At 36.2% G+C, this 25319-nt stretch carries 21 protein-coding genes, 2 pseudogenes and 2 riboswitches; of the genes and pseudogenes, 12 read left to right on the top strand and 11 right to left on the bottom strand.

Features of this window, described 5'->3' with window-relative positions; genetic code table 11:
• Window positions 1-11 precede the first annotated feature (11 nt).
• From WCV66_RS12405 to WCV66_RS12380, 6 genes and pseudogenes are all read right to left on the bottom strand, one after another.
• Window positions 12-980 carry a dipeptide ABC transporter ATP-binding protein gene (locus WCV66_RS12405; RefSeq protein ID WP_338789149.1) on the bottom strand — a complete coding sequence of 323 codons (969 nt, stop codon included), beginning with the start codon at window positions 978-980 and terminating at the stop codon, window positions 12-14.
• Window positions 955-1974, bottom strand: coding sequence for an ABC transporter ATP-binding protein (locus WCV66_RS12400; protein WP_338789148.1), 1020 nt, complete (start codon window positions 1972-1974; stop codon window positions 955-957). Before WCV66_RS12400 ends, WCV66_RS12405 begins: the two co-directional genes overlap by 26 nt.
• A gap of 467 nt (window positions 1975-2441) precedes the next feature.
• Complete coding sequence (gene mntR / locus WCV66_RS12395; RefSeq protein WP_066335240.1) at window positions 2442-2864, bottom strand: transcriptional regulator MntR; 423 nt, start codon at window positions 2862-2864, stop codon at window positions 2442-2444.
• 215 nt (window positions 2865-3079) lie between these two features.
• Window positions 3080-4198: pseudogene (locus tag WCV66_RS12390) on the bottom strand (hypothetical protein); the annotation flags it as partial.
• A gap of 290 nt (window positions 4199-4488) precedes the next feature.
• Window positions 4489-5928: pseudogene (locus WCV66_RS12385) on the bottom strand (vitamin B12-dependent ribonucleotide reductase); the annotation flags it as partial.
• 450 nt (window positions 5929-6378) lie between these two features.
• Entirely contained in the window at window positions 6379-7215 is an 837-nt protein-coding gene (locus tag WCV66_RS12380; protein ID WP_066335237.1) for a biotin/lipoate A/B protein ligase family protein, read from the bottom strand.
• Window positions 7216-7399: 184 nt separating this feature from the next.
• Between WCV66_RS12380 and WCV66_RS12375 the strand changes: the two genes are divergently transcribed.
• Window positions 7400-7783: a rhodanese-like domain-containing protein gene (locus tag WCV66_RS12375; RefSeq protein ID WP_066335229.1), complete on the top strand. Its 384-nt coding sequence runs from the start codon at window positions 7400-7402 to the stop codon at window positions 7781-7783.
• A 272-nt stretch (window positions 7784-8055) separates the two neighbouring features.
• Window positions 8056-9297 (top strand): CNNM domain-containing protein, encoded by a 1242-nt coding sequence (locus tag WCV66_RS12370; RefSeq protein ID WP_338789146.1) that lies wholly within the window; start codon window positions 8056-8058, stop codon window positions 9295-9297.
• A gap of 124 nt (window positions 9298-9421) precedes the next feature.
• Here the strand turns inward: WCV66_RS12370 and WCV66_RS12365 are convergent, their stop codons facing one another.
• From WCV66_RS12365 to gcvT, 4 genes are all read right to left on the bottom strand, one after another.
• The gene (locus WCV66_RS12365) at window positions 9422-10105 is read right to left on the bottom strand and encodes a MerR family transcriptional regulator (RefSeq protein WP_185653577.1); all 684 of its coding nucleotides are present in this window, start codon (window positions 10103-10105) and stop codon (window positions 9422-9424) included.
• Window positions 10106-10297: 192 nt separating this feature from the next.
• A complete protein-coding gene (gcvPB, locus tag WCV66_RS12360; protein WP_338789145.1) occupies window positions 10298-11758 on the bottom strand; it encodes an aminomethyl-transferring glycine dehydrogenase subunit GcvPB in 1461 nt (486 codons plus the stop codon).
• Complete coding sequence (gene gcvPA / locus WCV66_RS12355) at window positions 11751-13097, bottom strand: aminomethyl-transferring glycine dehydrogenase subunit GcvPA (RefSeq protein WP_338789144.1); 1347 nt, start codon at window positions 13095-13097, stop codon at window positions 11751-11753. The genes gcvPB and gcvPA overlap by 8 nt, the downstream gene beginning before the upstream one ends.
• Window positions 13098-13361: 264 nt before the next feature.
• Window positions 13362-14465, bottom strand: a complete 1104-nt coding sequence (gcvT, locus tag WCV66_RS12350) for a glycine cleavage system aminomethyltransferase GcvT (RefSeq protein WP_338789143.1) — start codon at window positions 14463-14465, stop codon at window positions 13362-13364.
• Between the two features lie 480 nt (window positions 14466-14945).
• Window positions 14946-15033: riboswitch (glycine riboswitch) on the bottom strand.
• A 499-nt stretch (window positions 15034-15532) separates the two neighbouring features.
• Here gcvT and WCV66_RS12345 point away from each other — a divergent pair.
• From WCV66_RS12345 to WCV66_RS12300, 10 genes are all read left to right on the top strand, one after another.
• Complete coding sequence (locus tag WCV66_RS12345; RefSeq protein WP_338789142.1) at window positions 15533-17218, top strand: DEAD/DEAH box helicase; 1686 nt, start codon at window positions 15533-15535, stop codon at window positions 17216-17218.
• Window positions 17219-17342: 124 nt separating this feature from the next.
• The gene (locus tag WCV66_RS12340; RefSeq protein WP_338789141.1) at window positions 17343-18140 is read left to right on the top strand and encodes a YqhG family protein; all 798 of its coding nucleotides are present in this window, start codon (window positions 17343-17345) and stop codon (window positions 18138-18140) included.
• A gap of 363 nt (window positions 18141-18503) precedes the next feature.
• Window positions 18504-18586, top strand: a riboswitch (cyclic di-GMP riboswitch).
• A 31-nt stretch (window positions 18587-18617) separates the two neighbouring features.
• Entirely contained in the window at window positions 18618-18764 is a 147-nt protein-coding gene (locus WCV66_RS12335; protein WP_232329052.1) for an anti-repressor SinI family protein, read from the top strand.
• Window positions 18765-18866: 102 nt separating this feature from the next.
• The gene (locus tag WCV66_RS12330; protein ID WP_066335209.1) at window positions 18867-19202 is read left to right on the top strand and encodes a helix-turn-helix domain-containing protein; all 336 of its coding nucleotides are present in this window, start codon (window positions 18867-18869) and stop codon (window positions 19200-19202) included.
• A gap of 263 nt (window positions 19203-19465) precedes the next feature.
• On the top strand, window positions 19466-19675 hold the full coding sequence (locus WCV66_RS12325) for a hypothetical protein (RefSeq protein ID WP_338789140.1): 210 nt from the start codon (window positions 19466-19468) through the stop codon (window positions 19673-19675).
• Between the two features lie 76 nt (window positions 19676-19751).
• A complete protein-coding gene (locus tag WCV66_RS12320) occupies window positions 19752-20534 on the top strand; it encodes a hypothetical protein (RefSeq protein ID WP_338789139.1) in 783 nt (260 codons plus the stop codon).
• Window positions 20534-20800, top strand: coding sequence for a PqqD family protein (locus WCV66_RS12315; RefSeq protein ID WP_338789137.1), 267 nt, complete (start codon window positions 20534-20536; stop codon window positions 20798-20800). Before WCV66_RS12320 ends, WCV66_RS12315 begins: the two co-directional genes overlap by 1 nt.
• Window positions 20775-21263 (top strand): signal peptidase I, encoded by a 489-nt coding sequence (locus WCV66_RS12310; RefSeq protein WP_338789136.1) that lies wholly within the window; start codon window positions 20775-20777, stop codon window positions 21261-21263. The genes WCV66_RS12315 and WCV66_RS12310 overlap by 26 nt, the downstream gene beginning before the upstream one ends.
• Window positions 21260-23071, top strand: coding sequence for an ABC transporter ATP-binding protein (locus WCV66_RS12305; protein WP_338789134.1), 1812 nt, complete (start codon window positions 21260-21262; stop codon window positions 23069-23071). Before WCV66_RS12310 ends, WCV66_RS12305 begins: the two co-directional genes overlap by 4 nt.
• Window positions 23072-23086: 15 nt before the next feature.
• Window positions 23087-24193, top strand: a complete 1107-nt coding sequence (locus tag WCV66_RS12300) for a nucleotidyltransferase family protein (protein WP_338789133.1) — start codon at window positions 23087-23089, stop codon at window positions 24191-24193.
• A gap of 111 nt (window positions 24194-24304) precedes the next feature.
• Here WCV66_RS12300 and WCV66_RS12295 read toward each other — a convergent pair whose 3' ends face one another.
• Entirely contained in the window at window positions 24305-25276 is a 972-nt protein-coding gene (locus WCV66_RS12295; RefSeq protein ID WP_338789132.1) for a metallophosphoesterase, read from the bottom strand.
• Window positions 25277-25319: the final 43 nt, after the last annotated feature.

Genomic DNA, 25319 nt, shown 5'->3' with positions numbered 1-25319 from the left:
ATTGCTGCAGGTCACCTATTGTATAAATGACATGCAACATAATGACCATCTAAACTGCGATATTCTGGTTTAGTCGTTTTACAGATATCCATACATACTGAACATCTAGTATGAAATGCACATCCAGAAGGTGGGTTTGAAGGACTTGGAAGTTCACCAGAGATTTGAATAGCTTCACTTTTATAATCAGGATCAGGTATCTGCACTGCAGAGAGGAGAGCTTTCGTGTATGGATGCTTTGGATCATCATAAAGAACTTCACTATTTGCTAACTCTATTAATCTCCCTAAATACATCACACCGACACGATCACTAATATGTCTTACAACACCAAGATCGTGTGCAATAAAGATGTAGGTAAGTCGGAATTCTTTTTGAATATCCTTCATTAAATTAAGAACTTGTGCTTGAATAGATACATCAAGTGCAGACACAGGCTCATCTGCAATAATCAATTTCGGCTTTGTCATCAATGCTTTTGCAATCCCTATTCGTTGACGCTGACCTCCACTGAATTGGTGTGGATATCGTCTTGCATGATCACTACTTAACCCTACGATTTCTAACATTTCTTGTACTCTTTTTTTCCGATCATCCTTTGAGCCAATTCGATGCACGATGAGAGGTTCCTCAAGTATTTTTTCAATGGAATGTCGAGGGTTTAACGAAGCATATGGATCCTGAAAAACCATTTGAATATCTCGCCGCGTCTTCCTTAATTCTGTTTTAGACATCCTTGTAATCTCTTTATCTTCGAAACGAATCTTGCCATCACTTGCTTCAAGTAAGCGCATAAGTAGACGGCCAGTTGTTGACTTACCACATCCACTTTCACCAACAATTCCTAACGTCTCACCCTTGTTTACGAAGAATGACACATCATCCACTGCTTTTACTTCACCTTTTTTTCCTCCAAAAATACCTCCTGTAATTGGAAAGTATTTCTTCAATCCATTAACCTCCAGAAGTAACTCTGACATGATGATTAGCCTCCTCTTCATCTCTATGCAAGAAGCATCGAACTACATGGTTAGGATCATCCATTTTGTATAATTGCGGAGATGCTTCATAGCATTGACTTTCTGCTACATCACATCTTTCAGCAAACCTACAACCTTTCATTACACTTCCAGGTCTTGGTATATTTCCAGGAATACTATATAAGCGATCTTTCTTCGCTCGTAAATCGGGTACTGACTTTAAGAGGCCTATTGTGTAGGGATGCTTAGGTTCTTTTAAAATTGTGCGCACATCACCTTGTTCAACGATTTGCCCCGAATACATAACTAGCACCCGTTCACAAATATCCGCTACAACTCCCAAATCATGTGTAATAAGAATAATCGAGGTGTTCATTTTCTTATTTAACTCTTTCATTAGCGACAATATTTGTGCTTGAATTGTTACATCAAGCGCTGTTGTCGGCTCGTCCGCAATTAAAACTTGAGGATTACACGCCATTGCCATCGCGATCATAACCCTCTGTCTCATACCGCCAGAAAGTTGATGAGGATGCTCGTTAATTATTTCGCTAGCCCTGGGTATTCCAACTAATGTAAGCAATTCAACTGTCCTTGCTTTCAGTTCTTTCTTTGTAAGAGTGGTATGTAATCGGAGCGCTTCAATTAATTGATTACCGATTGAAAATAGAGGATTTAGTGAAGTCATAGGTTCTTGAAAGATCATCGAGATTTGATTGCCCCGTATCTTCCTCATTTCTCTTTCCTTTAACTTCGTCAAGTCCTTCCCATCAAATTCAATCACACCATTTACAATTTTTCCTGGGGGACATGGGATTAATCCCATTGTCGATAATGAGGTAACACTTTTACCACTTCCAGATTCTCCGACAATCCCCAATATCTCTCCTTCCATTAATTCGAAGCTAACCCCATCTACTGCAGGTATTAATCTTTTATCAGAAAGAAAGGAAACTTTTAAATCTTTTACTTGAAGAATCGGTTTCTCCTTCATCTTTTCACCTGCCTATTTTAGTTTTTTTGAAAAATTTAAAACTATCAAAGTATAATGAATGCAAGTATGGACAATTATGACATACAACTTATTTCCTCATTGCTAAAATTTGTCGGAGGAGCAAAATAACTTTTCGACAACTTTATAAATCCTTTTATTACTTTAAAGTAAGCTAACTTTAAAGCGTCGTATCAGTGGAGCGAGTAAATTACATTTCAATAAGCACAAAAAAAGACCTTATGGTGATTCACTCCTTAAAATTTTTTCAAAATAATATACAGGATAGTAAAAACGATATATTTCAGGTTGGTATTATTTACCTACAATTTAATCTACTATAGGTAATTATTGGGATTATTTTCATCAATATAATAAAAGGCTAGAGGAAATGCTCTTTGATTTCCTAATAAAAATACCCCATTAAGTAGATCTACCTACTTAATGGGGTATTTTTAATTGTTCGTATGTTATTGCTCTTCATTATTTTTTTGGATGCTACGCAATGTGTCCACTCTTTGCTCATTTTCTTCAAAGTATTGAACAAGATCACCAATACGATCGATGGCATTCCAGCTTAAATGATGCTCAATTCCTTCAACATCATTGTATATTTTATCTTCGTCTACTCCGATAATTTTTAAAAATTGCTCAAGTAGGTCATGACGATAGACAAGTCTTTTCCCGGTCTTTTTCCCTTTATTCGTTAAAACAAGTCCACGATATTTTTCGTAAATTAAATATTCATCTTTATCTAATTTTTGAACCATCTTTGTGACTGAGGAGGGATGAACAGCCAAAGCTTCAGCAATGTCTGAAACACGCGCATATCCTTTGTCTTCTATAAGTAAATATATTTGTTCTATATAATCTTCCATGCTTGGTGTTGGCATGCGGTCCCCTCCAAAATTGCCGATCTTTTCAAAGGCTATTTTTTCACTGTTACTGTTATTGTTTTTTTGCGTACCTTTTAAAACGAAATCATTTCAATTTTACATGAGAATTTCGTGCTTTACAAGGGATATGAAAGGCAAGCTTACTGCAATAGAATCTCGTGACATGAAAAAGGATCTGGCATAAACCAGACCCCATTTCTAAAAAGTAATTTTTATAGTCCGCATTTCAGCTGTGCGCCACAGCTAGTGCATGTGTTACAGCCCCCAAGGTCTTCTACCGTACCTTCACGACAAACCGGACATGTATTACCTACTTCATTTCCGATTGTTACATTTGTAGAACGTAGGTCGTTAATTGTATCAACTAGAACGACTTTGCTCTTTTCTTTCGTTTCGACTTCTTCAGTTTCATCAAATGTGTTATCTTCAGCTTTCAACGTTAATACTTGGGTGTCACGACTTCCATCGACATATACAGTACCACCTTTGGCACCGCCTTTATATAAACGCTCGTAAACTTTTTCAACTTGGTCTACTGAATAACCTTTTGGTGCATTAACAGTTTTACTAATTGAACTATCAATCCAGCGTTGGATAACACATTGTACATCAGCATGTGCCTCTGGTGCTAATTCCATCGCAGATACAAACCATGCTGGCAGGTTGTTAGGATCGGCTTCTGGATGATTATCTAAATATTCTTGAACGATATCAGCTTTAACTTCAATAAATTTCCCAAGACGTCCACTACGGAAGTATGAGAATGAGAAGTATGGCTCGAGCCCTGTTGATACGCCAACCATTGTCCCTGTGGATCCAGTAGGAGCAACCGTTAAGAGATGTGAGTTACGAATACCGTATTCCTTAACACCATCTAAAATATCAGCAGGCATCTTACTCATAAAGCCTGTTTGTGTAAATGCTTCACGAAGGCGAGTTGTTTCTGCTGTTTCTTCACCTTCCAAGAAAGGAAAACTACCCTTTTCTTTGGCTAATTCAATTGAAGCACGGTAAGCAGTTGTCGCAATTGTTTCAAATACTTTGTCAACTAGTACATTACCTTCTTCAGAACCATATTCAGTTTCACAGTAAATAAGAAGATCATGTAAGCCCATTACACCAAGTCCAACACGACGTTCACCAAGTGCTTGGTGTTTATTTTCTGGTAAGAAGTAAGGTGTTGCATCAATTACGTTATCCTGCATTCTTACACCGACTTCAACTGTTTTTATTAGTTTTTCGAAGTCAACCGTTTTTGTTTCTTTGTTTGCCATTTCTGCTAGGTTAACTGCTGCTAAGTTACAAACAGAGTATGGCGCGAGTGGCTGTTCCAGTTTTGTTATCGTAAAGGCTTTTTATCCTCTACTTCTTACAGTTGAATTCCTGTAAGTTCAGCATATCTTTTCATCACACACATCTTTCATAAACTTAATCAGTTCTTATAAGTTCATTAAGCGTATGATGTTGCGGCCTCGTGGACGGATTATATTCTGCTATGCAGGTTCACCGTCTATGCGTTGCCCCTGACTAAACTTTTACATTCAGCCTTCGGTTCGGATTCCCATCTCAGGGTTCCCGCTTTATTCCGCAATTTTTAACGTGAGGCAAACTAAGCTACTCTACCACACGGGTTTGTTGCAACAACCTGTTGACCGTATGCTTTTGCATTTGTCATGTCGTTTGCGTTATCAATGAAGAAAATACCTGGCTCTGCAGAATACGTAGCACAAATATTAACTAAGTTCCAAAGCTCCTTAGCTTTGATCTTACGGTACGTGCGAACCTTGTAGCCTTGTCTCTCCCACTCACGTACATCGCCAACTTTATACCAGTTTTCGTTGTAAGCTTTCATGTTTTCTTCGTTATAGCCTTCAACATCTGGAAAACGTAATTCATAGTCAGCATCATTTTCAACCGCATCCATAAAGTCTTTTGTTAATGTAACTGAAATATTTGCTCCTGTTAGGAACTCAGAATTATGAACACTATATGTGCCGCCAGTGCGAAGCTTTATCTCTGCATCTTTAATAATTTTCTCACTAAATCCACCAGATCCAGGAATTTGCTTATAATTGATAATTCCTTGGTACATATCAATTTCTTGTTGTGTTAATGGAGTGAACTTTAATTTATCTTGAGCGTATTTTTTAATCGCTTCGTCGTTTGTGTTTTCAATCAAGTATCTTAAAATACGTGGATTTTGCATTTTCGAAATGATGAATTCGATGATGTCTGGATGCCAATCAGCTAGCATGATCATTTGGGCTCCCCTGCGACTTCCACCTTGTTCAACAAGATGAGTCAATTTCGCAATATCATCTAACCAAGATACAGATCCAGAAGATTTTCCATTAACTCCACGAGCTAGCGTGTTTCTTGGACGTAATGTTGAACCATTCGTTCCAACACCGCCGCCACGGCTCATGATCTCCATAACCTGTTTACGATGTTCTGAAATACCTTCGCGTGAATCTTTAACAAATGGCATTACATAGCAGTTAAAGTAGGTTACATCTGTTCCTGCACCCGCTCCGTATAATACACGTCCAGCAGGAATAAAGTTTAGATTCACTAGTTCCTGATAGAACTTCTCGAACCATTCATTACGTTTTTCTTCAGTTGTTTCTACCGATGCTAATCCCGTTGCATTACGTTTTGCAATTTGTTCGTAAAAGATTTCAAGTGGTTTTTCAATGACGTCTAACGAGCGTTTTACAATACCTGTTTCAACTTCCTCAGGTTTGTCTAAAGAATGACGATATTCCTCGTCAATAAGTACGCTTGCTGATTTAGCTTGCCAATCAATATCTTTAATGTAACCAAGTCCTCTTGCTGGGAACTTAGGATCCTCTTTTATAGTCAGTACAACAAAGTCCCCTTCAGAAAGTGTAATTTTCTCCGTATCCTTAAACGTATAACGATCAAGCATAACAAGTCTAGAAACACCCTTATGAGTTAACTTCATATCTTTTGTAACTGGATGAACCTGTGGAAATGCAGCGATATCCTTGTTGAGCTTTTCCACATTTATGCTCATCTTTTGCTCAGTACCAACAGTCATTGTAACAACTCCTCTATCTATCTCTCTATTAAATGTTCTGATTAAATTTATCATATCCCACCACATTATTCAATATATAGTGTCTGTTTTTTTACATACAATACTACATATAGTTTCCAGGTCAACATCCTATCAATTTGTCAAATCAATAACTTATTAAAAAGCAAAGGAAAATTGAGTTTGAATAAGTTTTCGAACTAAAAAGGATGTTTTTTGAAGGATTTTGTCACTTGCATGATGAATCTTGTCGTAAAATGCTGATAAATTAAGGTTCCCCTATGTTTTTGTCGAAAAAATTACTTTTCGTCAAAATTCTACAGGTCTGACCTTCTTATACAGTAAATATCTATTATAGAAGATATAATAAAATTTAGCATCTGTTATATTCTTTTTCCTCTATTCAAAAAGACGCATCCGTTAAGATTGCGCCCTCTTATCTAATAGTATTCTTTACCTTTTAAAATTCCATTCTTCACTTTCATACTTCTCTTTTGCTATCTTCTCAACATATTCAAGTTCTTCTTTATTTAAATCATAAGGTTCTAATTCAATATTTAAGCCTTTTTCAAAACCTTCTTTAAATGCTTTTTTCGCTTCATTAATCGTCACTGGTTCAACACGAAGCGTATTTGTTGCTACTGCTTTATTTTTGAATGCACGCTGCATTCTTTCTTTTACTTTGTCATTCGAATAGTTAAATAAGTCAAACAACATATCTTCATCCAGATCTAACAGAATCGATCCATGCTGCAAAATCACGCCTTTTTGACGAGTTTGGGCACTTCCAGCCACTTTACGCCCTTCCACTACTAGCTCATACCAAGAAGGAGCATCAAAGCAAACAGCTGAACGCGGTGATTTCAACCCTTGCTTTTCCTCTTCAGTACGTGGAATTGCAAAATACGCATCTAGCCCAAGGTTTTTAAAACCTTCTAAAATCCCTTCAGAGATCACTCGGTATGCCTCTGTTACTGTCTTTGGCATTTCTGGGTGCTCCTCAGAAACGATAACACTGTATGTTAACTCTTTGTCATGTAGTACACCTCGTCCACCTGTAGGTCTTCTAACAAATCCGAGTCCATATTTTTTTACAGCATCTAAATTTATCTCTTTTTCAACCTTTTGAAAGTATCCAATCGAAAGTGTTGCAGGATCCCAGCCGTAAAATCTAATCGTAGGGGGAATCTTCCCTTCACTATGCCATTCTAATAATGCTTCATCCAAAGCCATATTAAAAGATGGTGAGCAGTTGCCAGAATCAATATATCGCCAAACTTCTTTCGTCATATGTAACCCTTCTTTGTATATGAATTTTACTATTTTAGTCTAGCAGAACTTTAGAGAGTTGAAAATAATATTGCATGTAATCTAATGACATTTAAGACAAGCTCTTATATAATAAGAATGGTCTACATTAGAGTTCATTTGAGCTTACAAACAAGAATAACATATATAAAAGGGGTCGAGCACTTTGACAACAACTTGGTTACTTATTATTTTATTAGCAGCGATTATTGGTTACTCTGCTTTTACTTTTTTCTATCAACGTAAGATTATGAAACATTTATCAGAAGAAGAATTCCGTGCTGGCTATCGTAAAGCACAATTAATTGATGTTCGTGAGCCTAACGAATTTGAAGGCGGTCATATTTTAGGTGCAAGAAACATTCCACTTTCACAATTACGTCAGCGTCATAAAGAAATCCGTACAGACCAACCCGTTTACTTCTACTGCCAAAACACAGTTCGCAGTGGCCGTGCAGCACAAATGCTAAAAAGAAAAGGCTACAGTAATTTACATTGTTTAAAAGGCGGCTTTAAAGGCTGGACAGGAAAAGTTAAAAAAAAGAAATAGCTTAACAACTAAATACAAACAAACCCGAAGCAGACGCAAATCATTCATTCTTATGACTTTCATAAGCTGTGAAAAAGTCTGCTTCTTTTTTTGAGTTTTGAAATCTAAAAGGAAAATGGATGATTTGAGAATAGAAATAGGTTTACTAACATAACGATAGTCAGAATTAAAAATATTTTAAAGTAATAATGTCGCTTTTCAGATATAAAGAGGTCTAAAAGGTAAAGAACAATTAATCAAAATTTTTTTCATCTATATTGGAGGAGTATTAAGTGTTCATTGCAATACTATTTTTTCTACTAATGTCTTTTTTCTTATCAGGAAGTGAGACAGCTTTAACCGCCGTCAATAAAATGAAATTAAAAACGAGAGCAGATAACAATGATAAAAAGTCTCAAGCTCTACTAAAACTTGTGTCTAAACCAGATGAATTAATTACAAGCATCCTGATTGGGAATAACATTGCAAACATCATGTTGCCAACTCTCGTAACGATTATCGCGATTGAATATGGATTTAATGTAGGTTTAGCTACTGGGATCTTAACAGTTGTACTAATTATTTTTGCGGAAGTTTTACCAAAATCGATTGCAGCATCTTTTGCAGACAAAATCGCCTACATCGTTTTTCCAGTCATTAGGGTCATCCTTTTCATTTTCAAACCGTTAACATTTCTATTATCGAGATTCACACGTCTTGTCGTAAAAATGTTATCGAAAGATGGAAAAGTATCTGTCTCTATATCTAGAGAAGAATTAATAACAATGGTCAATATCGCTACTTCCGAGGGTACGTTGCAAAATGAGGAAACTCGATTAATTAAAGGTGCTATTGATTTTTATGATCTAGATGTCCGAGATGCATTAAAAACACCTAGAACGGAAATTCAAGGTATTCCCACTGAAGCGACTTTTGAGGAATCACGTGAAATTGTTTTAAATGGAAGTCATACCCGCTACCCAGTCTACAAGGAAAATATGGATCACATTGTTGGTGTATTACATTCAAAGTCTTTACTTACATGGTCATTAGAACCATCTAAAAAACTAGAAGACTTTATTGATAATGACCCTCTCTTTGTTTTTGAATTTCATTCAATAGAAAAGGTCTTTAAATTAATGCTTAAAAAAAGAAGACATTTAGCCATTGTTTTGGATGAGTATGGCGGCACAAAGGGTATCATTAGTCATGAAGATATTATCGAAGCCATGATTGGACAAGATATTAATGATGAAACAGATGAAGATGAGGAAGTTTTGATTGATGAATTAACAAATTCCCATGTTATTTGTAACGGTAAACTAGCGCTGAGACGCTTAAACGAGGCTTTCAAAACGAAAATACCTGAAGATGAGGACATTCTTACCGGATTTCTACTAAAAGAATTGGGACGTTTTCCAAATGAGGGTGAAACGTATGAATACCATCACCTACATTTCGATATTCAAAAAGTTGAAGAAAACAAGCTAAAAAAAATAAAGATAACGAAAAAAACTGCAGCTGGTGAGGAATAAAGAGGATGACTCAAAACCAAAGGGTCAGACCCCACTAATACAAATATATAGCCCTTAATGGAAATGAAAGTGCTATATATTGGTATTGTTGTGTGGGGTCAGACCCTTTCCGAGTCATCCTCTTTTATTTTGCAAAGCCCATTATTTGCTTAATCATAGCTAAGCCAGATCTTTGTTCATGTTTAATACGTTCTTGCCGGTTTTGATGCTGCTTAATAAATGCTAAGAAGCGCTCCTCACGTTCATCAGTTTGTTTCAGGACAAGCTCACGTTCTCTACGAACTTCTTCCTTATATAATTCACGCTCGATTTCCGACGTATCAGATAAAGCTGTAATCATTTCTTGAACATCAGAAAATTCAATGCGCGCAACCTCAGTTTGCAGCTTTGACGTTTCTGCAATTTGTTGATTTACAGAGTGAATAACGTTTTCCTCTAACTGCTTTAAGCGATCATTTAATTTTAAAACATCTTGAACTTCCATTGATTCAATAAATGAAGTAATCTTCGAAAGAGATTCTTTAATGTCTGTAACTGCTTCTTCATCTACTTGTGATTTCATTTTAGGTTCAGTTCCATTTTGATTTTGCAATAACTGCTTAATTGTCTGCACATCCATATGGCTATCTTTCAACGATTTAATTTTCCGAAATAATTCAATGTTTTCAGCAGTAAGTAGTCTTGCGTTTTTCTCATCTCTTTCAATTTTAATAAACTCCGAAAATTCTTCTTCCCAATTTTTTAAAATAAACGCTTTTTCACCAACAAGAGCAGCCGCCTTTGATATTGTTATATATTTTGTTGCCAATCTATCCACCAGCCTTTTTGTATTTTTCTTAAACTAGTAATTCTTCAAAGGCACTATGAAATTCCTTCACATCGACAAAGGTTCTAAAAACTAGTCATGAATTTTAAGTTTCCTCTGCTTTTCGGCAAAGAAGCATAAAAAAACTGACCTACTGTAAAGAAAAATCCTTACAGCAAATCAGTTTTTTCGACTTTATCGTTGATATCTTAAGATTGGTTTTCTAGCAGCAGTTGTTTCATCTAAACGTTTTACAACTGTTGTATGTGGTGCTTCTTGCACGATTTCAGGTGTTTCTTCTACTTCTCTCGCAATTTGTATCATCGCATCAATGAAGGAATCAAGAGTTTCTTTTGATTCTGTTTCTGTAGGCTCAATCATAATGCACTCTTCAACGTTTAATGGGAAATAAATGGTTGGCGGATGATAGCCAAAGTCCAACAAACGCTTAGCAATGTCTAGCGTACGAACACCAAGCTTCTTTTGACGTTTTCCTGATAATACGAATTCATGTTTACAATGCTGATCAAATGGTAAATCATAATATGGTGCTAGGCGTCGCATCATATAATTTGCATTTAACACAGCGAATTCAGTTACATTCTTTAGTCCATCAGGTCCCATTGTACGAATATACGTATAAGCACGTACATTAATACCAAAGTTTCCATAGTAAGGTTTAACGCGACCAATTGATTGTGGGCGATTATAATCAAAATGATAGCCTTCTTCATTCTTTACGAGCACAGGCTTTGGCAAATATGGAATGAGATCTGCCTTCACTCCAACCGGACCTGATCCTGGTCCGCCACCACCATGTGGCCCAGTAAATGTTTTATGAAGGTTAAGGTGAACAACATCAAAGCCCATGTCCCCTGGTCTTGCTTTACTTAAAACAGCATTTAAGTTAGCTCCATCATAATAAAGCTTTCCACCTGCATCATGGACAATTTGTGCCATTTCTAAAATATGCGCTTCAAATAATCCAAGCGTATTCGGGTTTGTAAGCATTAATGCTGCAGTATGTTCGTCAACAACTCGCTTTAAATCCTCTAAATCAACTAACCCATTTTCATCAGATTTAACCGTAATTGTTTCGAAGCCAGCAACAGTCGCAGATGCTGGATTTGTTCCATGTGCAGAGTCAGGTACGATTACTTTTGTTCGCTTCGAATCGTTATTCGCCTCATGATACGCACGAATCATCATTAACCCTGTCCATTCCCCATGAGCACCAGCTGCAGGTTGTAGGGTAACCTCGTCCATACCTGTGATTTCTTTTAAATGCTCCTGTAAATCAAATAATAATTCCATCGCACCTTGTACAGTCTCTTCTTCCTGTAATGGATGAAGATGTGCAAGGCCAGCGATACGTGCTACATTTTCATTGATTTTTGGATTGTACTTCATCGTACAAGAACCTAATGGGTAAAACCCAGAGTCAACACCATGATTACGTTTTGACAAGGCGGTATAATGTCTCATAATATCTAATTCAGAAACCTCTGGAAGCTCTGCCTCTTCACCTCGTATATAATCAGAAGGAATCAGTTCTGCTAATGACAATTCCTCAACTTCAAGCTCAGGTAAGCTATACCCAACACGGCCTTGTTTGCTAAGTTCAAAAATTAATGCTTGATCCTGTTGATTATTCATTGCCATCCCCCAATTCCTTTACAAGTGTGTCAATCTCTTCTTTTGTACGTAGCTCGGTAACTGCGATAAGCATATGGTTTTCAAGCTCAGGAGCCACCCTTCCAAGATCAAAACCACCAATTATTCCTTTTTCTAGAAGCTGTTTATTCACTTCACGAACAGGTTTTGTTAGCTTCACAACAAATTCATTAAAAATTGGTTGTGAAAACGGAACATTCAGTCCTGCTTTTACACACGCATTTTTCGCGTAATTTGCTTTTTGGATATTTTGAATCGCCATCTCTTTTACTCCTTGCTTACCAAGAGCAGTCATTGCAACAGACGCTGCAAGTGCATTTAACGCTTGGTTTGAGCAAATATTAGATGTCGCTTTATCACGACGGATATGCTGTTCACGAGCTTGTAGGGTTAAAACAAATCCGCGTTTCCCATTTTCATCAGTTGTTTGACCAACAAGACGACCTGGCACTTTTCTTAAAAGCTTATTCGTTACAGCAAAATACCCACAATGTGGTCCGCCAAATGCTGTTGGAATTCCAAATGGTTGCGCATCACCTGCAACAATATCAGCACCTAATGCTCCAGGAGGTGTTAATGCGCCTAATGCTAATGGATTCGAAGACACAACAAACATGCTTTTACCAGTATGTGCGATCGGCTCAATCTCTTTTAAAGGCTCGATAGACCCAAAGAAGTTAGGATATTGAACAAGAACTGCTGCAACATCTTCATTCATTTCTAGTTTAAGTGCTTCAAGATCTGTTACACCGTCTTTCACTGGTACTTCAACAACTTCGATGTATTGACCTTTCGCATACGTTTTAATAACATCACGAGATTCTGGATTAACAGCCTTTGAAACAAGGATTTTCTTCTTTTTCGTTTGACCTGCGGCTAGCATCGCAGCTTCCGCTAAAGCTGTTCCACCATCATACATAGAAGAGTTTGCAACATCCATTCCAGTCAACTCACAAATCATCGTTTGAAACTCAAAAATCGCCTGGAGTTCACCTTGAGAAATCTCTGGTTGATAAGGTGTGTAAGCTGTGTAAAACTCAGAGCGAGAAATCACATGATCAACAATGACAGGCATGTAATGATCATAAACACCTGCACCTAAAAATGATGCATGACTACGTAAATCTTTATTTTTTGCAGCTAATTGGGAAAGCTCCTTTAATAGCTCGGTTTCAGATTTCGCTTTTTTTATGTTGTATTCTCCCTGAAAACGAACACTTTCTGGAATATCTTGAAACAATTCATCAACTGATGGTACACCGATTGCTTGCAGCATTTCCTGCTTATCTTGTTCTGTCATTGGTAAATATCGATGATTCATTGCTTGTGATCCCCTCTCGTAGTTGGATGTTTTTTATTATAGGCTGACTCGCCAAACTTTGTTGCTATTTACCAAGTATTGCGGTGTGGTTGATTTCCGCTCCAGTTGCTCGCTTTCCGCGGGGCGGGCGGTGAGCCTCCTCGGCGTTAGCGCCTGTATGAGTCTCATCTGTCCCGCTACTCCCGCTGGAGTCTCGCACTTTCTCTCCAATCAACCTGAAACAGTTTTCGTTTAAAAGCAACAACCTCTTAGAAACGAGCGTTATTATTTCTTCGGTCGCTTATAAAAAGGTGTAGCGACAACTTTAGCTTTTAATCTCTTTTTACGAATTTGGACCTCTACCTCGGTTCCTAACGCAGTAAACTCTGCTTTTAGTAAAGCCAATCCAATATTTTTCTTTAATGTTGGTGATTGAGTACCTGTTGTGACAACACCAATTTGCTCTCCATTAGCAAATACCTCATACCCATGGCGAGGAATTCCTTTATCGATTAATTCAATCCCTACTAATTTTCTTGCAGGTCCATTTTCCTTTTGTTTTTTCAACACTGCTTTCCCATTGAAATCTGCTTCTTTGTTCGGTTTAACAGCAAAGCCAATCCCAGCTTCGATTGGTGTTATATCCTTTGAAAGCTCTTGCCCATACAATGGAAGAATGGCTTCAAAACGCAAAGTATCACGTGCACCTAATCCACAAGGTAAAACACCATCTTCTTTTCCAGCTTCTAAAATTTTCTCCCAAAGAACAATCGCATCTTCTGCAGCACAATAAATTTCAAAGCCATCCTCACCAGTGTATCCAGTTCTTGAAAGTAAACTGTTAACACCTGCTACCTTTACACCATCTTGAAATTTAAAAAATTTAATTTCTGTTAAATCTGTATCAGTTAGTTTTTGGAGAACTTGTTGGGCAATTGGCCCTTGAAGTGCAAGGAGCGCAACTTCATTTGAGATGTTTTTTATCGTTACATCACCGTTTATATTCGCAGTAAGCCAATCGATATCTTTATCGATATTTGATGCATTAATGACAAGTAAATAGTCGTTGTCAGCTTTTTTATAAATTAGGAGATCATCAACAGTTCCGCCATCTTCATAACACATTGCCGTATATTGAGCACCACCAGTTTTTAAAAGGGAAACATCATTTGTTGCAATCTTTTGTAAAAATGCAAGACTGTCAGCTCCACGAACCTCTACCTCACCCATATGTGAAACATCAAACAGACCAGCCTTTGTACGGACCGCCTCATGCTCTTCTTTAATAGAAGAAAATTGAACGGGTAAATCCCAACCACCAAAATCAATCGTTTTTGCACCGTAGTTTTTATACACTTCAAATAATGGTGTTCTCTTTAACTCTGCCATTTGGATAAGCTCCCCCTCTATGTTTGGTAACTTCTCAGATTTCTTTTAAATAGGCTGACCCGCCAAACTTTGTTGCTTTTAAAATAGTATTGGGTTGGTTGATTGCAGCGAGAGGATGCTCGCTTTCCGTGGGGCGGGCGATGAGCCTCCTCAGCGCGAAGCGCCTGCGGGGTCTCATCTGTCTCGCTACTCCCACAGGAGTCTCGCATATCCGTTCCAATCAACCTAATCAGTTTTGTTCAAAAACAACAATCTTTTAGAAAAGAGCCTTTAAATAAAAGGATCAAAAAAAGGACATGGAACTCCTACAAAATTAGTAGAAGTCCCTGTCCTTTTTACCTGAAAGTTTACCTTATGTAAAATTGATAAGCAGTGTTTTTAACTAATGATCTAAACTAGATCTAGTAAAAAACAATCCGCCCTCATAAGGCTTTCCCCTTTGGTAGTTTGCTGCATGAGCGCAAACACTCTCCAGAGCCGCGTCAAATAAGAGTCTTTTTGCCTGAGAGATTCACAGTTGTTTGCTCCTTCGGCGCTATATACATATAGTCTCTCCCCTTATTCTCATCCGCACATATTTTGTTTTCAAATTGGTTATACTTTGTAAAACAGTTATGATCGACATTTAGAACAAACAAAAGCGCAAGCGCCTTGATCAGCGACGTATGAACTGGAGCACTCCGTATGAGATAAAGGAAACACGAAGAGCGATAGCGATTCGATGTTGACTTATCATAAGGAGGAGTGTGAAGTTCACTAGGCGCTAGGCGCTGGAGCTGGATGTCAAAGCGCTTATACCTAGTACAAGAATTTTCATCTAAAAAAAAGATAAAACATATATGCTTACTATAATGAAAGAAAAGCATATTTTGAACTTTCTTACATTATCATCCTACCATGAGGGTATCGTTTCGGCAATCACTTTTTTACTTAACAATTAAGTTTTTTTATCTATTATTGTTCGTGTTTTAGAAAATGAAAACACTTTATTATAAAGATACCCTGCTTTTATACCTAAATGATGAACATTTCAATGCAGCTTAGTTTACGAAAGGACTGTCATAACTATGAATGTAAAGACAAACTTTGATTCATCCTGGCAGGAAGGATTTTTTGAAAGGCTTGAAAGTGATGGACCTTGGTCAAACTGGGAATTATTTAAACTCAGCTATGAAGTTCAGCAGCATACAGCTGTTCCTTCATTTGAAGGCTTACAAGCCCCTAATCACCTTCCACATTTCACCCCGCTGCCTCATCAATTAGAGGTTGCGCAAAGAGTGGTAGAAAAAATGAATGGAAAAGCCATTTTAGCCGATGAAGTTGGTTTAGGTAAAACGATTGAAGCAGGACTAATTTTAAAAGAATATATGATTCGTGGTCTTGTAAAAAAGGTATTAATCTTAGTTCCTGCATCACTTGTTTCCCAATGGGCTCGAGAGCTAACTGAAAAATTTTTCATTCCAGCTGTTGAGCAAAAGAAAAGCTATGTATGGGAATCATGTGATGTTGTTGTATCCTCAATTGATACAGCAAAACGCAGCCCACACCGTGAAATAGTCTATGAACAATCCTACGATCTTGTGATCATTGATGAAGCTCACAAGCTTAAAAATAATAAAACCAAAAACTATGAATTTGTCCAAAATTTAAAGAAAAAATATTGTTTATTGTTAACTGCAACACCTGTCCAAAACAGAGTTGAGGAAATTTTCAACCTCGTGTCCCTACTAAAGCCAGGGCACCTTGGGAATGAGGCATACTTTACAGAGGTTTTTTCAGCAAAAGAACGTTCATTAGAGGATCATGAACATTTACGAGAGTTAATAAATAAGGTCATGATTCGAAATCGCCGTGGTGACACTGGAATCGATTGGCCAAAACGCCATGTTGAAACCGTGCCAATCGACTTTTCAGAAACAGAACAACATCTATATGACACGATTTCAGCATTAAAAACTTCCACTCAATATGCTGCAAATACATTTTCAATCATGACACTTCAACGTGAAGCATGCAGCAGTCGCGAAGCTGTTTATATGACATTAAAGAAAATGCTAGATCGCCCAGAGGAAGAAGAAGCCGTTCTACCTAATAACGTAATTAAAGACATTATGATGGCGATCGATGGTGTCACACAAAATACAAAGGCTCTAAAGGTTGTTGAGCTCATTAAAAACATTAACGACAAAGTAATCATTTTTACGGAATACAGAGCTACTCAATTTTATCTACAATGGTTTTTACAGCAAAACGGCATTACTTCTGTTCCCTTCCGTGGCGGCTTTAAACGTGGAAAAAAAGACTGGATGAAGGAACTCTTCAAAAATCGAGTGCAAGTTCTTATTGCAACAGAAGCTGGCGGTGAAGGGATCAATCTTCAATTCTGTCACAACATCATCAATTACGACTTACCTTGGAATCCAATGAGACTTGAGCAACGAATCGGCCGGATCCATCGTCTAGGACAAGAGCATGATGTCCATATTTACAATATGGCAACAAGAAACACAATGGAAGAACATATCCTAAAGCTTTTATACGAAAAAATACATTTGTTTGAAAAAGTCATTGGTGAACTAGATGAGATTTTAACAAGATTAGAAATTAAAAATTTCGAAGAGCACATCCAAGACATTATGTACAATTCGAAAAGTGACGGCGAAATGAAAATCAAGATGGAAAACTTAACCTCAATCCTTGATTATGCTCAGCATTCTCAAGAGCAAAGAAAGGCTGCTAGTGGAAATCAATAGTAATCTTCAGCTTCGAAAAGTATAAGCCACTAAAGGAATATCTAATCCTTTAGTGGCTAGACACAAATACTTAGTACAAAAAATATTTTTTAATTAATATGCTAGTTTGAAAGGTGGAAACATCATGCAGCAGGAAAAAATTCATAGCTATTTAGAAAGCTTCTTCAAGGCAAATTCCTGTGACATCATTGATAATGAACCAGGCTATATGACCGTCCAATTAACAATCAACATGGATAAGGAGTTAATGAATCGGCCTTTTTATTGGCATTATCTAGAAAAAACAAATGGAGTTCCAAACCCAATGAAACTAACATTAATAACAGATCAACAAAAAGCTCCTGGTGATCTAAAGGGTGAGGTCATGCATTTTGGCGCCCCACGCCTACATCAAATCTTTCAATCAACTACACGTCTAGGGAGCTACATTCGCTTATTTGAAAAAGTCACCTCTCCAGGTGGGAGCATTCCTTTACACCCATGGCTTTGCGCCAATTTCATGGTATCTTATCAATGTGATATGAAAAAAGATCAGCTACACTCAATCGGTCTGCATCTCGTAAGTGGAACCTTGGTAGAAAACTTTCAAGAAAAGTTAGAAAAACTCGAACTCACACCAAAAATACCTGATCTATGCTTTAATATGACTCCACTAATCAAACCGCAAAGCGGACTAAAACGAATTGAACAGTTTATTGAACAAAGCATTAGCAGACAAGATCATTCATGGGCAGACTCTGCAAGGCAACGATGGAATGAAGACCTAAAGCTTCTAGATCACTTTTATGAAGACTTAGACGAAAAGCCTGACTGCTACCATTTAGAGAAGGAAGCTTTGCGCGAGCTTTATGAACCACAAATTAATGTATCAGTGCAAAATGGCGGTATATTTTATTTAACCCCTCAAGCAATCTTTAAATAGGTTACCGTTGAACAAGCAATTGGTAGGTACAATTGCTTGTTTTTTGTCTCCTTTTATGATTTTTGCAAAAAAGAATTATAATTCGACAAAAATCAATTTTTATATTTTTAACTTTTCTTAAAGTTTTCTTAAAGTTTAAATAAAGATGTGCTAAAAATACTTGTTTAAACCCAGTTAAATAGGCATTTACACCCATTTAACATTACATTAATATTACATTTACCATTTTCAGATAAATTTTTATCTCTCGACATAGTTCTGCACACTTCCTTTAAATTCCTTTTTATAATAAGAGTAGATATATTGATAGATACATAAAAAGGACTTTTGTATCAATTCCCAATATCAAATAATGACAATTATTCAGTCAAAGGGCAAACCTATTGAAAAATAGGGACGCAAAGTCACAGGTCTAACGTTCTTACTATGATGGCTGGACTGCCTGAAATACAGGCAAGTATTTTAGGAGGGTATAAGTTGAATATTGAAATCATTGATCGTATTACAAAGGAAAGCCATCTTGACCGCGAATGGGTAGAGATGATTTTAGAGGCACTTGAAGTGGGTATTAGTGTAGAGGAAATAAAAGAATTTTTAGTTGAAAAGGGAAGCCCTGTAAAATGAATAAAATAGGGCTTTGTAAATTTTTTGATAAGATGTTCTTCATATAAAACAAAACCTTCTTTATATGTTATACTATTGCTAACAAGGAAGGTGATCTTTGACGTGATTGGTCCACGAATTAAAAAATATAGAACTCAAAAAAATTTATCTTTATCTGAACTAGCTGAAAGAGCAGGAGTTGCAAAATCCTACCTAAGTTCGATTGAACGCAATCTCCAGTCAAATCCTTCTGTACAATTTTTAGAAAAAGTTTCATCCGTTCTAGGCGTTTCCGTTAACACCCTTCTCGATGAACAAAGTGAAACAAACCCACAGGAACTTGACAACGAATGGACAAAGCTCGTTCAAGACGCCATGAAATCAGGTGTCTCCAAAGATCAATTTCGCGAGTTTTTGGAATTTAATAAATGGAAGCTACAGAATGATAATGATAAATGAGGGCATGGTTGGTGATATTTGATCGCCGATGATGCTCTTTTTGTTTTGTTCGTTTTATTGAATACCACCTCCCTACCCTATTTCTATTTATAAATATGTCAATTGTCAAAATTCCTATTTCTATGTCGAAACTTTCCCCTTTTCATATTAACTTATACGCTTTATAATGTTATAGAGAACAAAATAGTACGAATATACTATAGTTGGTGATTTTTTTTACTCCGTTTGTTCTTTATAAAGAAGTAAACGGAGGAGGTGAGAACATGACAGGTAAGATTAATGAGAATCGTCCGATGGTTTTGGAGCATCAGGCGATTCGGTTTGAGACTGCGCAAAGTTGGAATCCGGGTAGAGGAAATCTAAACCATCCTGGAACAGGGAATGATGGTGTAAATTGGCCACCGAACAATCCGAATCCTACACCAGGTGGTGCTGGTGCCCCTGGACAGGGAAATGGGAAAGGGAATGGCTAATACTTGAAATTTTCTATAATAATTGTTGGGGTCAATTATAAGTTGGCCTCTTTATTTAATAAGGAGCATTATTAGGATGTATAAAAAACAGATAAGAATAGGTGAACATCTAATATTACTTACTAGTGATTCTTGTACTGTAATGCATTTGTTTAATCTAAACTTTAATTTAGTAGAAGAAATAAATTCTAAAGCAGATCTCTCTATACATATTATAGATGGTTTTGGAATACCCTTTGTTGATTATTACGTCGCTACTTATAAAACAAGTGACCAAATTTCCTTTAAAAGAGCAGATTACTTAATTAGTGTCGACCTAAATTATACTAACGCAACGATTTCTGTACATAACGATTTAGCGCTAAAACACGCCTTGATGAATCTATATAGTTCTTTCATCGTTCATCACAATTGGGGGATATTATTACACTCTTCATGCGTACTTGAAAATAGTGGAGCACATATCTTTTCAGGTCAATCTGGTGCTGGTAAATCTACTGCTGCTAAATTGTCTTTTCCTAGGGAGCTTTTATCTGATGAAGCAACCATCATAAAAATCACTCCTAATGAAATAAACATTTTTGACTCTCCATTTAGAAGTGAACTTGAAGGAAAACATCTATCTTGTTCTTATACTCTAGAAAGCATTCAACTACTACATCAGTCGTTAAATAATAAACGTATCAAATTATCAAAATCAACTGGACTATTACAGCTCATGGATAAAGTGTTTTACTGGACCAATAGTCCTGATGAAACAAAAAGAATATTTCATTTGTTAAATAAGTTAGTGAATCAGGTCCCTGTCTATGACCTCCACTTTCAAAAAAACAACAGCTTTTGGGAGATGATCTCTTAATGAAACAATATATCAAAAAAAGTGAATATGAAACAGTTCATCTTGATAATGAGTGGATTATTATGAATACAGACAATTTTACTGTTACAAAATTAAATGCTCTTGGAGGATTTTGTTGGACACTGCTCGAACATCCACAATCAATTGGCTCACTAAGTCAATCAATATTACAAAAATACGATTTGCAAAATGAATCTCTACTAACAGATATTGAAGAGTTTTTAGGAGAACTCATAGAATATGGATTGGTGCACCATGCAGTTTAATAAAGATACTGTCGATCTTCTAATAAGAACGATGCAAAAATATGGATGGATGGATCTACCTTCTTATGGAACAAGTATGTATCCATTTATTCAAAAGGGAAACATCTGCCGATTTGTTGAGTTTAATGAAAAAACAGTAAAAAAAGGTGATATCCTACTCTATCATTCTTCATCAGGTCAACTCATCGCTCACCGATTTTTAAGAGAAAAAAAAGTAATTGGTCAACTTAAATATGAGCTTAAAGGTGATACAAATCTTTGTTCAGATGAACTAATCAGTCAAGATCAAATCATTGGCAAACTAGTTACAATTAATAAACAAAAAAAGAAAGTGTACTTAACTGATTTATCAGCTATTTTATGGGGTTACATAATTGTATCTGTTCCTTACATCTCAAAGGTATTAAAAAGCTACCTTTCATTTAAGGAATCTATTAAGACGCGATATGGAGTTTCAATATGATTGCACACAAAATAGGTTCAGCAATAAAAGAGTTCAACCTTAAAGGTATACAAAAAACTTTTCAATTGCTAGGACCTTATATCCTTAAAAGTTGGAAATCTTATTCTGGACTTATCGTTATTTTATTTGTAGAAATCTTTCTAACGATTGGATTTGCTTGGTTCTTTGGTACGATCACAGATGCTGCAGTCCAAGGTCAATTTAATAAACTAAAATCACTTATTCCAATCATTTTATCACTAATTACGATTAGCCTATTCGTAACCTATTTCAATACCTACTTACAATCCTATGTTACTAGCAAGATTAAAAGAGATTTAAAGGAACATGTGCTTAAACAAATCTTGTTATTACCAACAGAAAAACGATCAAAAATACGCTCAGGTGACCTTTTAACTCACTTTACTAATGATATCAATTGTATTGATGGCGTCATTGGAAGCAATCTCATCTATCTTATCCAGCTGCCATTAATCTCAATGGCTGTTTTTTTCTATATGCTCCAAATTAATTGGCAATTATCCGTTCTTAGTCTTCTAATTATTCCTATTGCAATAGTCGTTGGTGGTGTATTCGGAATATTAATTAGAAATAACAGTAGAACAATCTACAATAAAATTGGGGATATTAATAGCAACTTAAGTGAGACGTTCCAAGGTCTCTCAGTTATACGTTCGTTTCTTCTTGAGGGATTTTTTGCAAAGATATTCGCTAGTCAAAATCATGAGTTCTTCCATTTAGAGATGAAGAACGCGAAGCTACGCGGTACCTTTTATGTTGCTGGAGGAGCAATATCATCTATTGCCTATATCATTAGCCTTTGTCTTGGTGCCTTTTTCGTATCAACCGGACAAATCACAGTTGGCTCTTTACTAACCTTTGTCACCCTAATGCAGCACCTCATTAATCCATTAACAGGACTAGCAGGATTATGGGGAAGCTTCCAAAGTTCAGCTTCTGCCGTAGAAAGAATTTCAAAGGTGTTAGATGTTGAACCTGAGGTTATAGATTTTCCGACCTATACGAAGAATAGTAGTCAACCTAAATCAATCAAATTTAAAAATGTTACTTTTTCCTACGATCCAGAAACAGAAATACTTAAACAAATAAACTTAGATATTCCAACTGGTAAAATAGTTGCCTTTGTGGGGCCGAGCGGTGCAGGAAAAACAACTTTATTTAATTTAATACAAGGATTATATCAACCTCAATCCGGTCAGGTTTTATTGAATGGTATGTTGATTAACGAGCTCTCCCCCTCCACTTTAAGAAGTTCTTTTTCCTACGTTGCCCAAGAAACCTTCTTATTTAGTGGAACGATTAAAGACAATCTTTTATTAGCTCGTCCTGACATAACGGAATTAGAAATGATAAATGCTACGATTCATGCAAACATTCATGAATTCATCTTAACTCTCCCTGATCAATATGATACCGAAATTGGAGAACGCGGAGTTCGATTATCTGGTGGACAAAAGCAGCGGTTGAGTATTGCCAGGGCAATATTAAAGGATGCACCAATTCTATTGCTTGATGAAGCGACTTCTGCGTTGGACAGCGAGTCAGAATTTCAGGTTAAGATAGCGTTGGATCGACTGATGAAAAATAGGACTACACTTGTAATAGCTCATCGTTTATCTACGATTCAACATGCAGATTTGATTTTTGTAATGGATGAAGGGAGAATTGTTCAACAAGGGAACCATCAAGAGCTTATGTCACAAGATGGACTTTATAGAAAACTTACTCAAACACAGTTTTTAAATAATCAAAGTAAGAATTTACATTTATCAGTAGTTTCCAAATAAAAAGGGGAAGAAAAAATGTTAATAAACTTTCTACAATCCTTATATGATCACAACTCTTCACTTCCAAGTGAAGCTGGTGATTATGAAAGATTAATTGATGACATCGAATACTTTTCAATATCTCCTCAAGTTTATTTTCACTTAAAACAACAAGATCGACTAGAACTTACTCCCCCTTTCTTTCAAAATCGACTGAAGAATACGTTTAATCAAGTTCTAATACAAAATCTCTTTATTAAGAATCAAACAGAAAAGATTCTGTCTATTTTGGATGAATTAGGTATTCCAGCCATCCCTTTAAAAGGTGTGTTGTTTGCAGAAAAATACTTTGGCCATATAGCTGCAAGATCAACCTCAGATATTGACCTATTAATAAAGCCGCATGATCTAGACCGTGTAACAGAGTGTGTGAAGGAATTGGGATATATAATGGAAGAAGAAGGTGCTCCAGGTCATTTTCATTGTAGTTTGAGTAAGGAATTACCTGGTTCACCAGTTCCGCTTGTTGTTGAGATTCATTGGAATATTTTGAAGGAAAATACGGGTGAGTTTTCTATTAAAGAATTTTGGGAACAGTCAACTCCTTTTAAACACTATGAAAATGTCAAACAACTATCTGATGATCATACGTTTTACATGATTTGTCTTCATGCTTGGAGACATAATTTAGATTCTATGAAGCATTTCTTAGATATCACTCAGATGATTTATGTAATGGGTAACCAAATAGACTATGTTAATTTATTTAATGAGGCTACTGGACATAAAACCTTAAATCGAATGAAACGAACGTTATCAATTGTTTATCGAACCTTTCCTCATGTAAATGAAATTCAAAAACTCCCATTTCACCAGCAAAAAGGTTTGTACTGGCAATATGAAGCGATAAGAGATTCTAGCTTTAGGAATGTGAAAGTGTATGTAGATTATTTTGATTATTTATTTTTTAGTTTTGATACCGTTAAACATCGATTGATTGCAATTAATGAATGGCTCCGACCGTCAGAGTATCACTTATCGATAGAGCTAAAGTCAGAGAAAGGAACTAATTTTAAAGACTATTTAATCTTATATCATAAAAGATGGTTTGGATTTTTAAAATCTGTCTTCCTTCATAAATGATTAGAAGGAAGAGTTTTCAAAAGGTATTAATATTAACTTTTTAGGATAGACGCATTTTATGTTTTTAATATTGGTGAAATATCAAAAACTTTAACAAAGGCATATAATCTATCATTTTTTCTTTAATGTCAGAACATTAATTTCAGGGGTGTTAAATAATCGAAACTTTAAAAATGACACTGTTTTACTGCTTCCTAGTCCAGCACTAACATATTGCTTCGTTTTTTTGTACTCCCATAATCCCTTTACTCGATTTTGTGGAGGGAAAAGACCACTGCGTTTGTAGTATGGTTCTGGGACAAAAAGGGCGCCTATAAAAGGCAGTCTTATTTGTCCACCGTGGTAATGGCCAGCCATGATTAGGTCATAGTCTCTAAATTTACGATTTGGATCACTTTTCAATTGGTCGATTTTAGCATCGACGACTGGGTAATGATTTAAAGCGATTATTACATCTGAATCAATAGCTGAATCTAGCTTTGACATTTCTGCTAGTAATTGATTTTGATGCTGTGCGTATAATGAAGAATTAGCTTTTGTTGGTATGGCAGCTCTTTTTTGTGGATCCAACGTAGATAATTCAAAATCAATAATTTGTATGTTGAAAGATCCTTCTTCAACTGTATAAATCGACTCGAGAAGCTTTACACCTCTTGCTTCCATCCCCTCTATAAATTCATGCTTTTTCAAGTCTTTATTACCATCAACCACATAACTACTTGGGTCCGAATTTCCTGGAACATATAATGCATGATCTTTTTTGTTAATACCGTCTATCAATGAATAAAAAGGCTGATAATTACTACTACTACCACTAATTAACATATCTCCAGTAAATACAATTGTATCGTAATCAATGGAATTAATTTCCTTAATTAGTTTTACTTGATTTTCACCAAATACTTTTTCGTGTAGATCTGTTATTTGTACAATTTTAAAACCATCTAAATCATCTGGTAAATTTTCAATCAATATTTCTTGATTTACTACTTTTATTCGATTATTGTCCCAAAGAGTATATATCAATAGGACCACAATCATTAACACAATCGATAACAATACCCTTCCTCCTGCTTTATTCATTGACATCTCCCCTGAATTCTATTTAAAAACTACATACTTAATA

The sequence above is a fragment of the Metabacillus rhizosphaerae genome (assembly GCF_037201795.1).
Taxonomy (GTDB): Bacteria; Bacillota; Bacilli; order Bacillales; family Bacillaceae; genus Metabacillus; species Metabacillus rhizosphaerae.
This window is presented reverse-complemented; position numbering and strand designations above follow the sequence as displayed.

Coding starts and splice junctions, on each gene's coding strand:
- WCV66_RS12405 (WP_338789149.1), bottom strand. CDS start 980: ATGTCAGAGTTACTTCTGGAGGTTAATGGATTGAAGAAATACTTTCCA.
- WCV66_RS12400 (WP_338789148.1), bottom strand. CDS start 1,974: ATGAAGGAGAAACCGATTCTTCAAGTAAAAGATTTAAAAGTTTCCTTT.
- mntR (WP_066335240.1), bottom strand. CDS start 2,864: ATGCCAACACCAAGCATGGAAGATTATATAGAACAAATATATTTACTT.
- WCV66_RS12380 (WP_066335237.1), bottom strand. CDS start 7,215: ATGACGAAAGAAGTTTGGCGATATATTGATTCTGGCAACTGCTCACCA.
- gcvPB (WP_338789145.1), bottom strand. CDS start 11,758: ATGAATAATCAACAGGATCAAGCATTAATTTTTGAACTTAGCAAACAA.
- gcvPA (WP_338789144.1), bottom strand. CDS start 13,097: ATGAATCATCGATATTTACCAATGACAGAACAAGATAAGCAGGAAATG.
- gcvT (WP_338789143.1), bottom strand. CDS start 14,465: ATGGCAGAGTTAAAGAGAACACCATTATTTGAAGTGTATAAAAACTAC.
- WCV66_RS12345 (WP_338789142.1), top strand. CDS start 15,533: ATGAATGTAAAGACAAACTTTGATTCATCCTGGCAGGAAGGATTTTTT.
- WCV66_RS12340 (WP_338789141.1), top strand. CDS start 17,343: ATGCAGCAGGAAAAAATTCATAGCTATTTAGAAAGCTTCTTCAAGGCA.
- WCV66_RS12325 (WP_338789140.1), top strand. CDS start 19,466: ATGACAGGTAAGATTAATGAGAATCGTCCGATGGTTTTGGAGCATCAG.
- WCV66_RS12320 (WP_338789139.1), top strand. CDS start 19,752: ATGTATAAAAAACAGATAAGAATAGGTGAACATCTAATATTACTTACT.
- WCV66_RS12315 (WP_338789137.1), top strand. CDS start 20,534: ATGAAACAATATATCAAAAAAAGTGAATATGAAACAGTTCATCTTGAT.
- WCV66_RS12310 (WP_338789136.1), top strand. CDS start 20,775: ATGGATTGGTGCACCATGCAGTTTAATAAAGATACTGTCGATCTTCTA.
- WCV66_RS12305 (WP_338789134.1), top strand. CDS start 21,260: ATGATTGCACACAAAATAGGTTCAGCAATAAAAGAGTTCAACCTTAAA.
- WCV66_RS12300 (WP_338789133.1), top strand. CDS start 23,087: ATGTTAATAAACTTTCTACAATCCTTATATGATCACAACTCTTCACTT.
- WCV66_RS12295 (WP_338789132.1), bottom strand. CDS start 25,276: ATGAATAAAGCAGGAGGAAGGGTATTGTTATCGATTGTGTTAATGATT.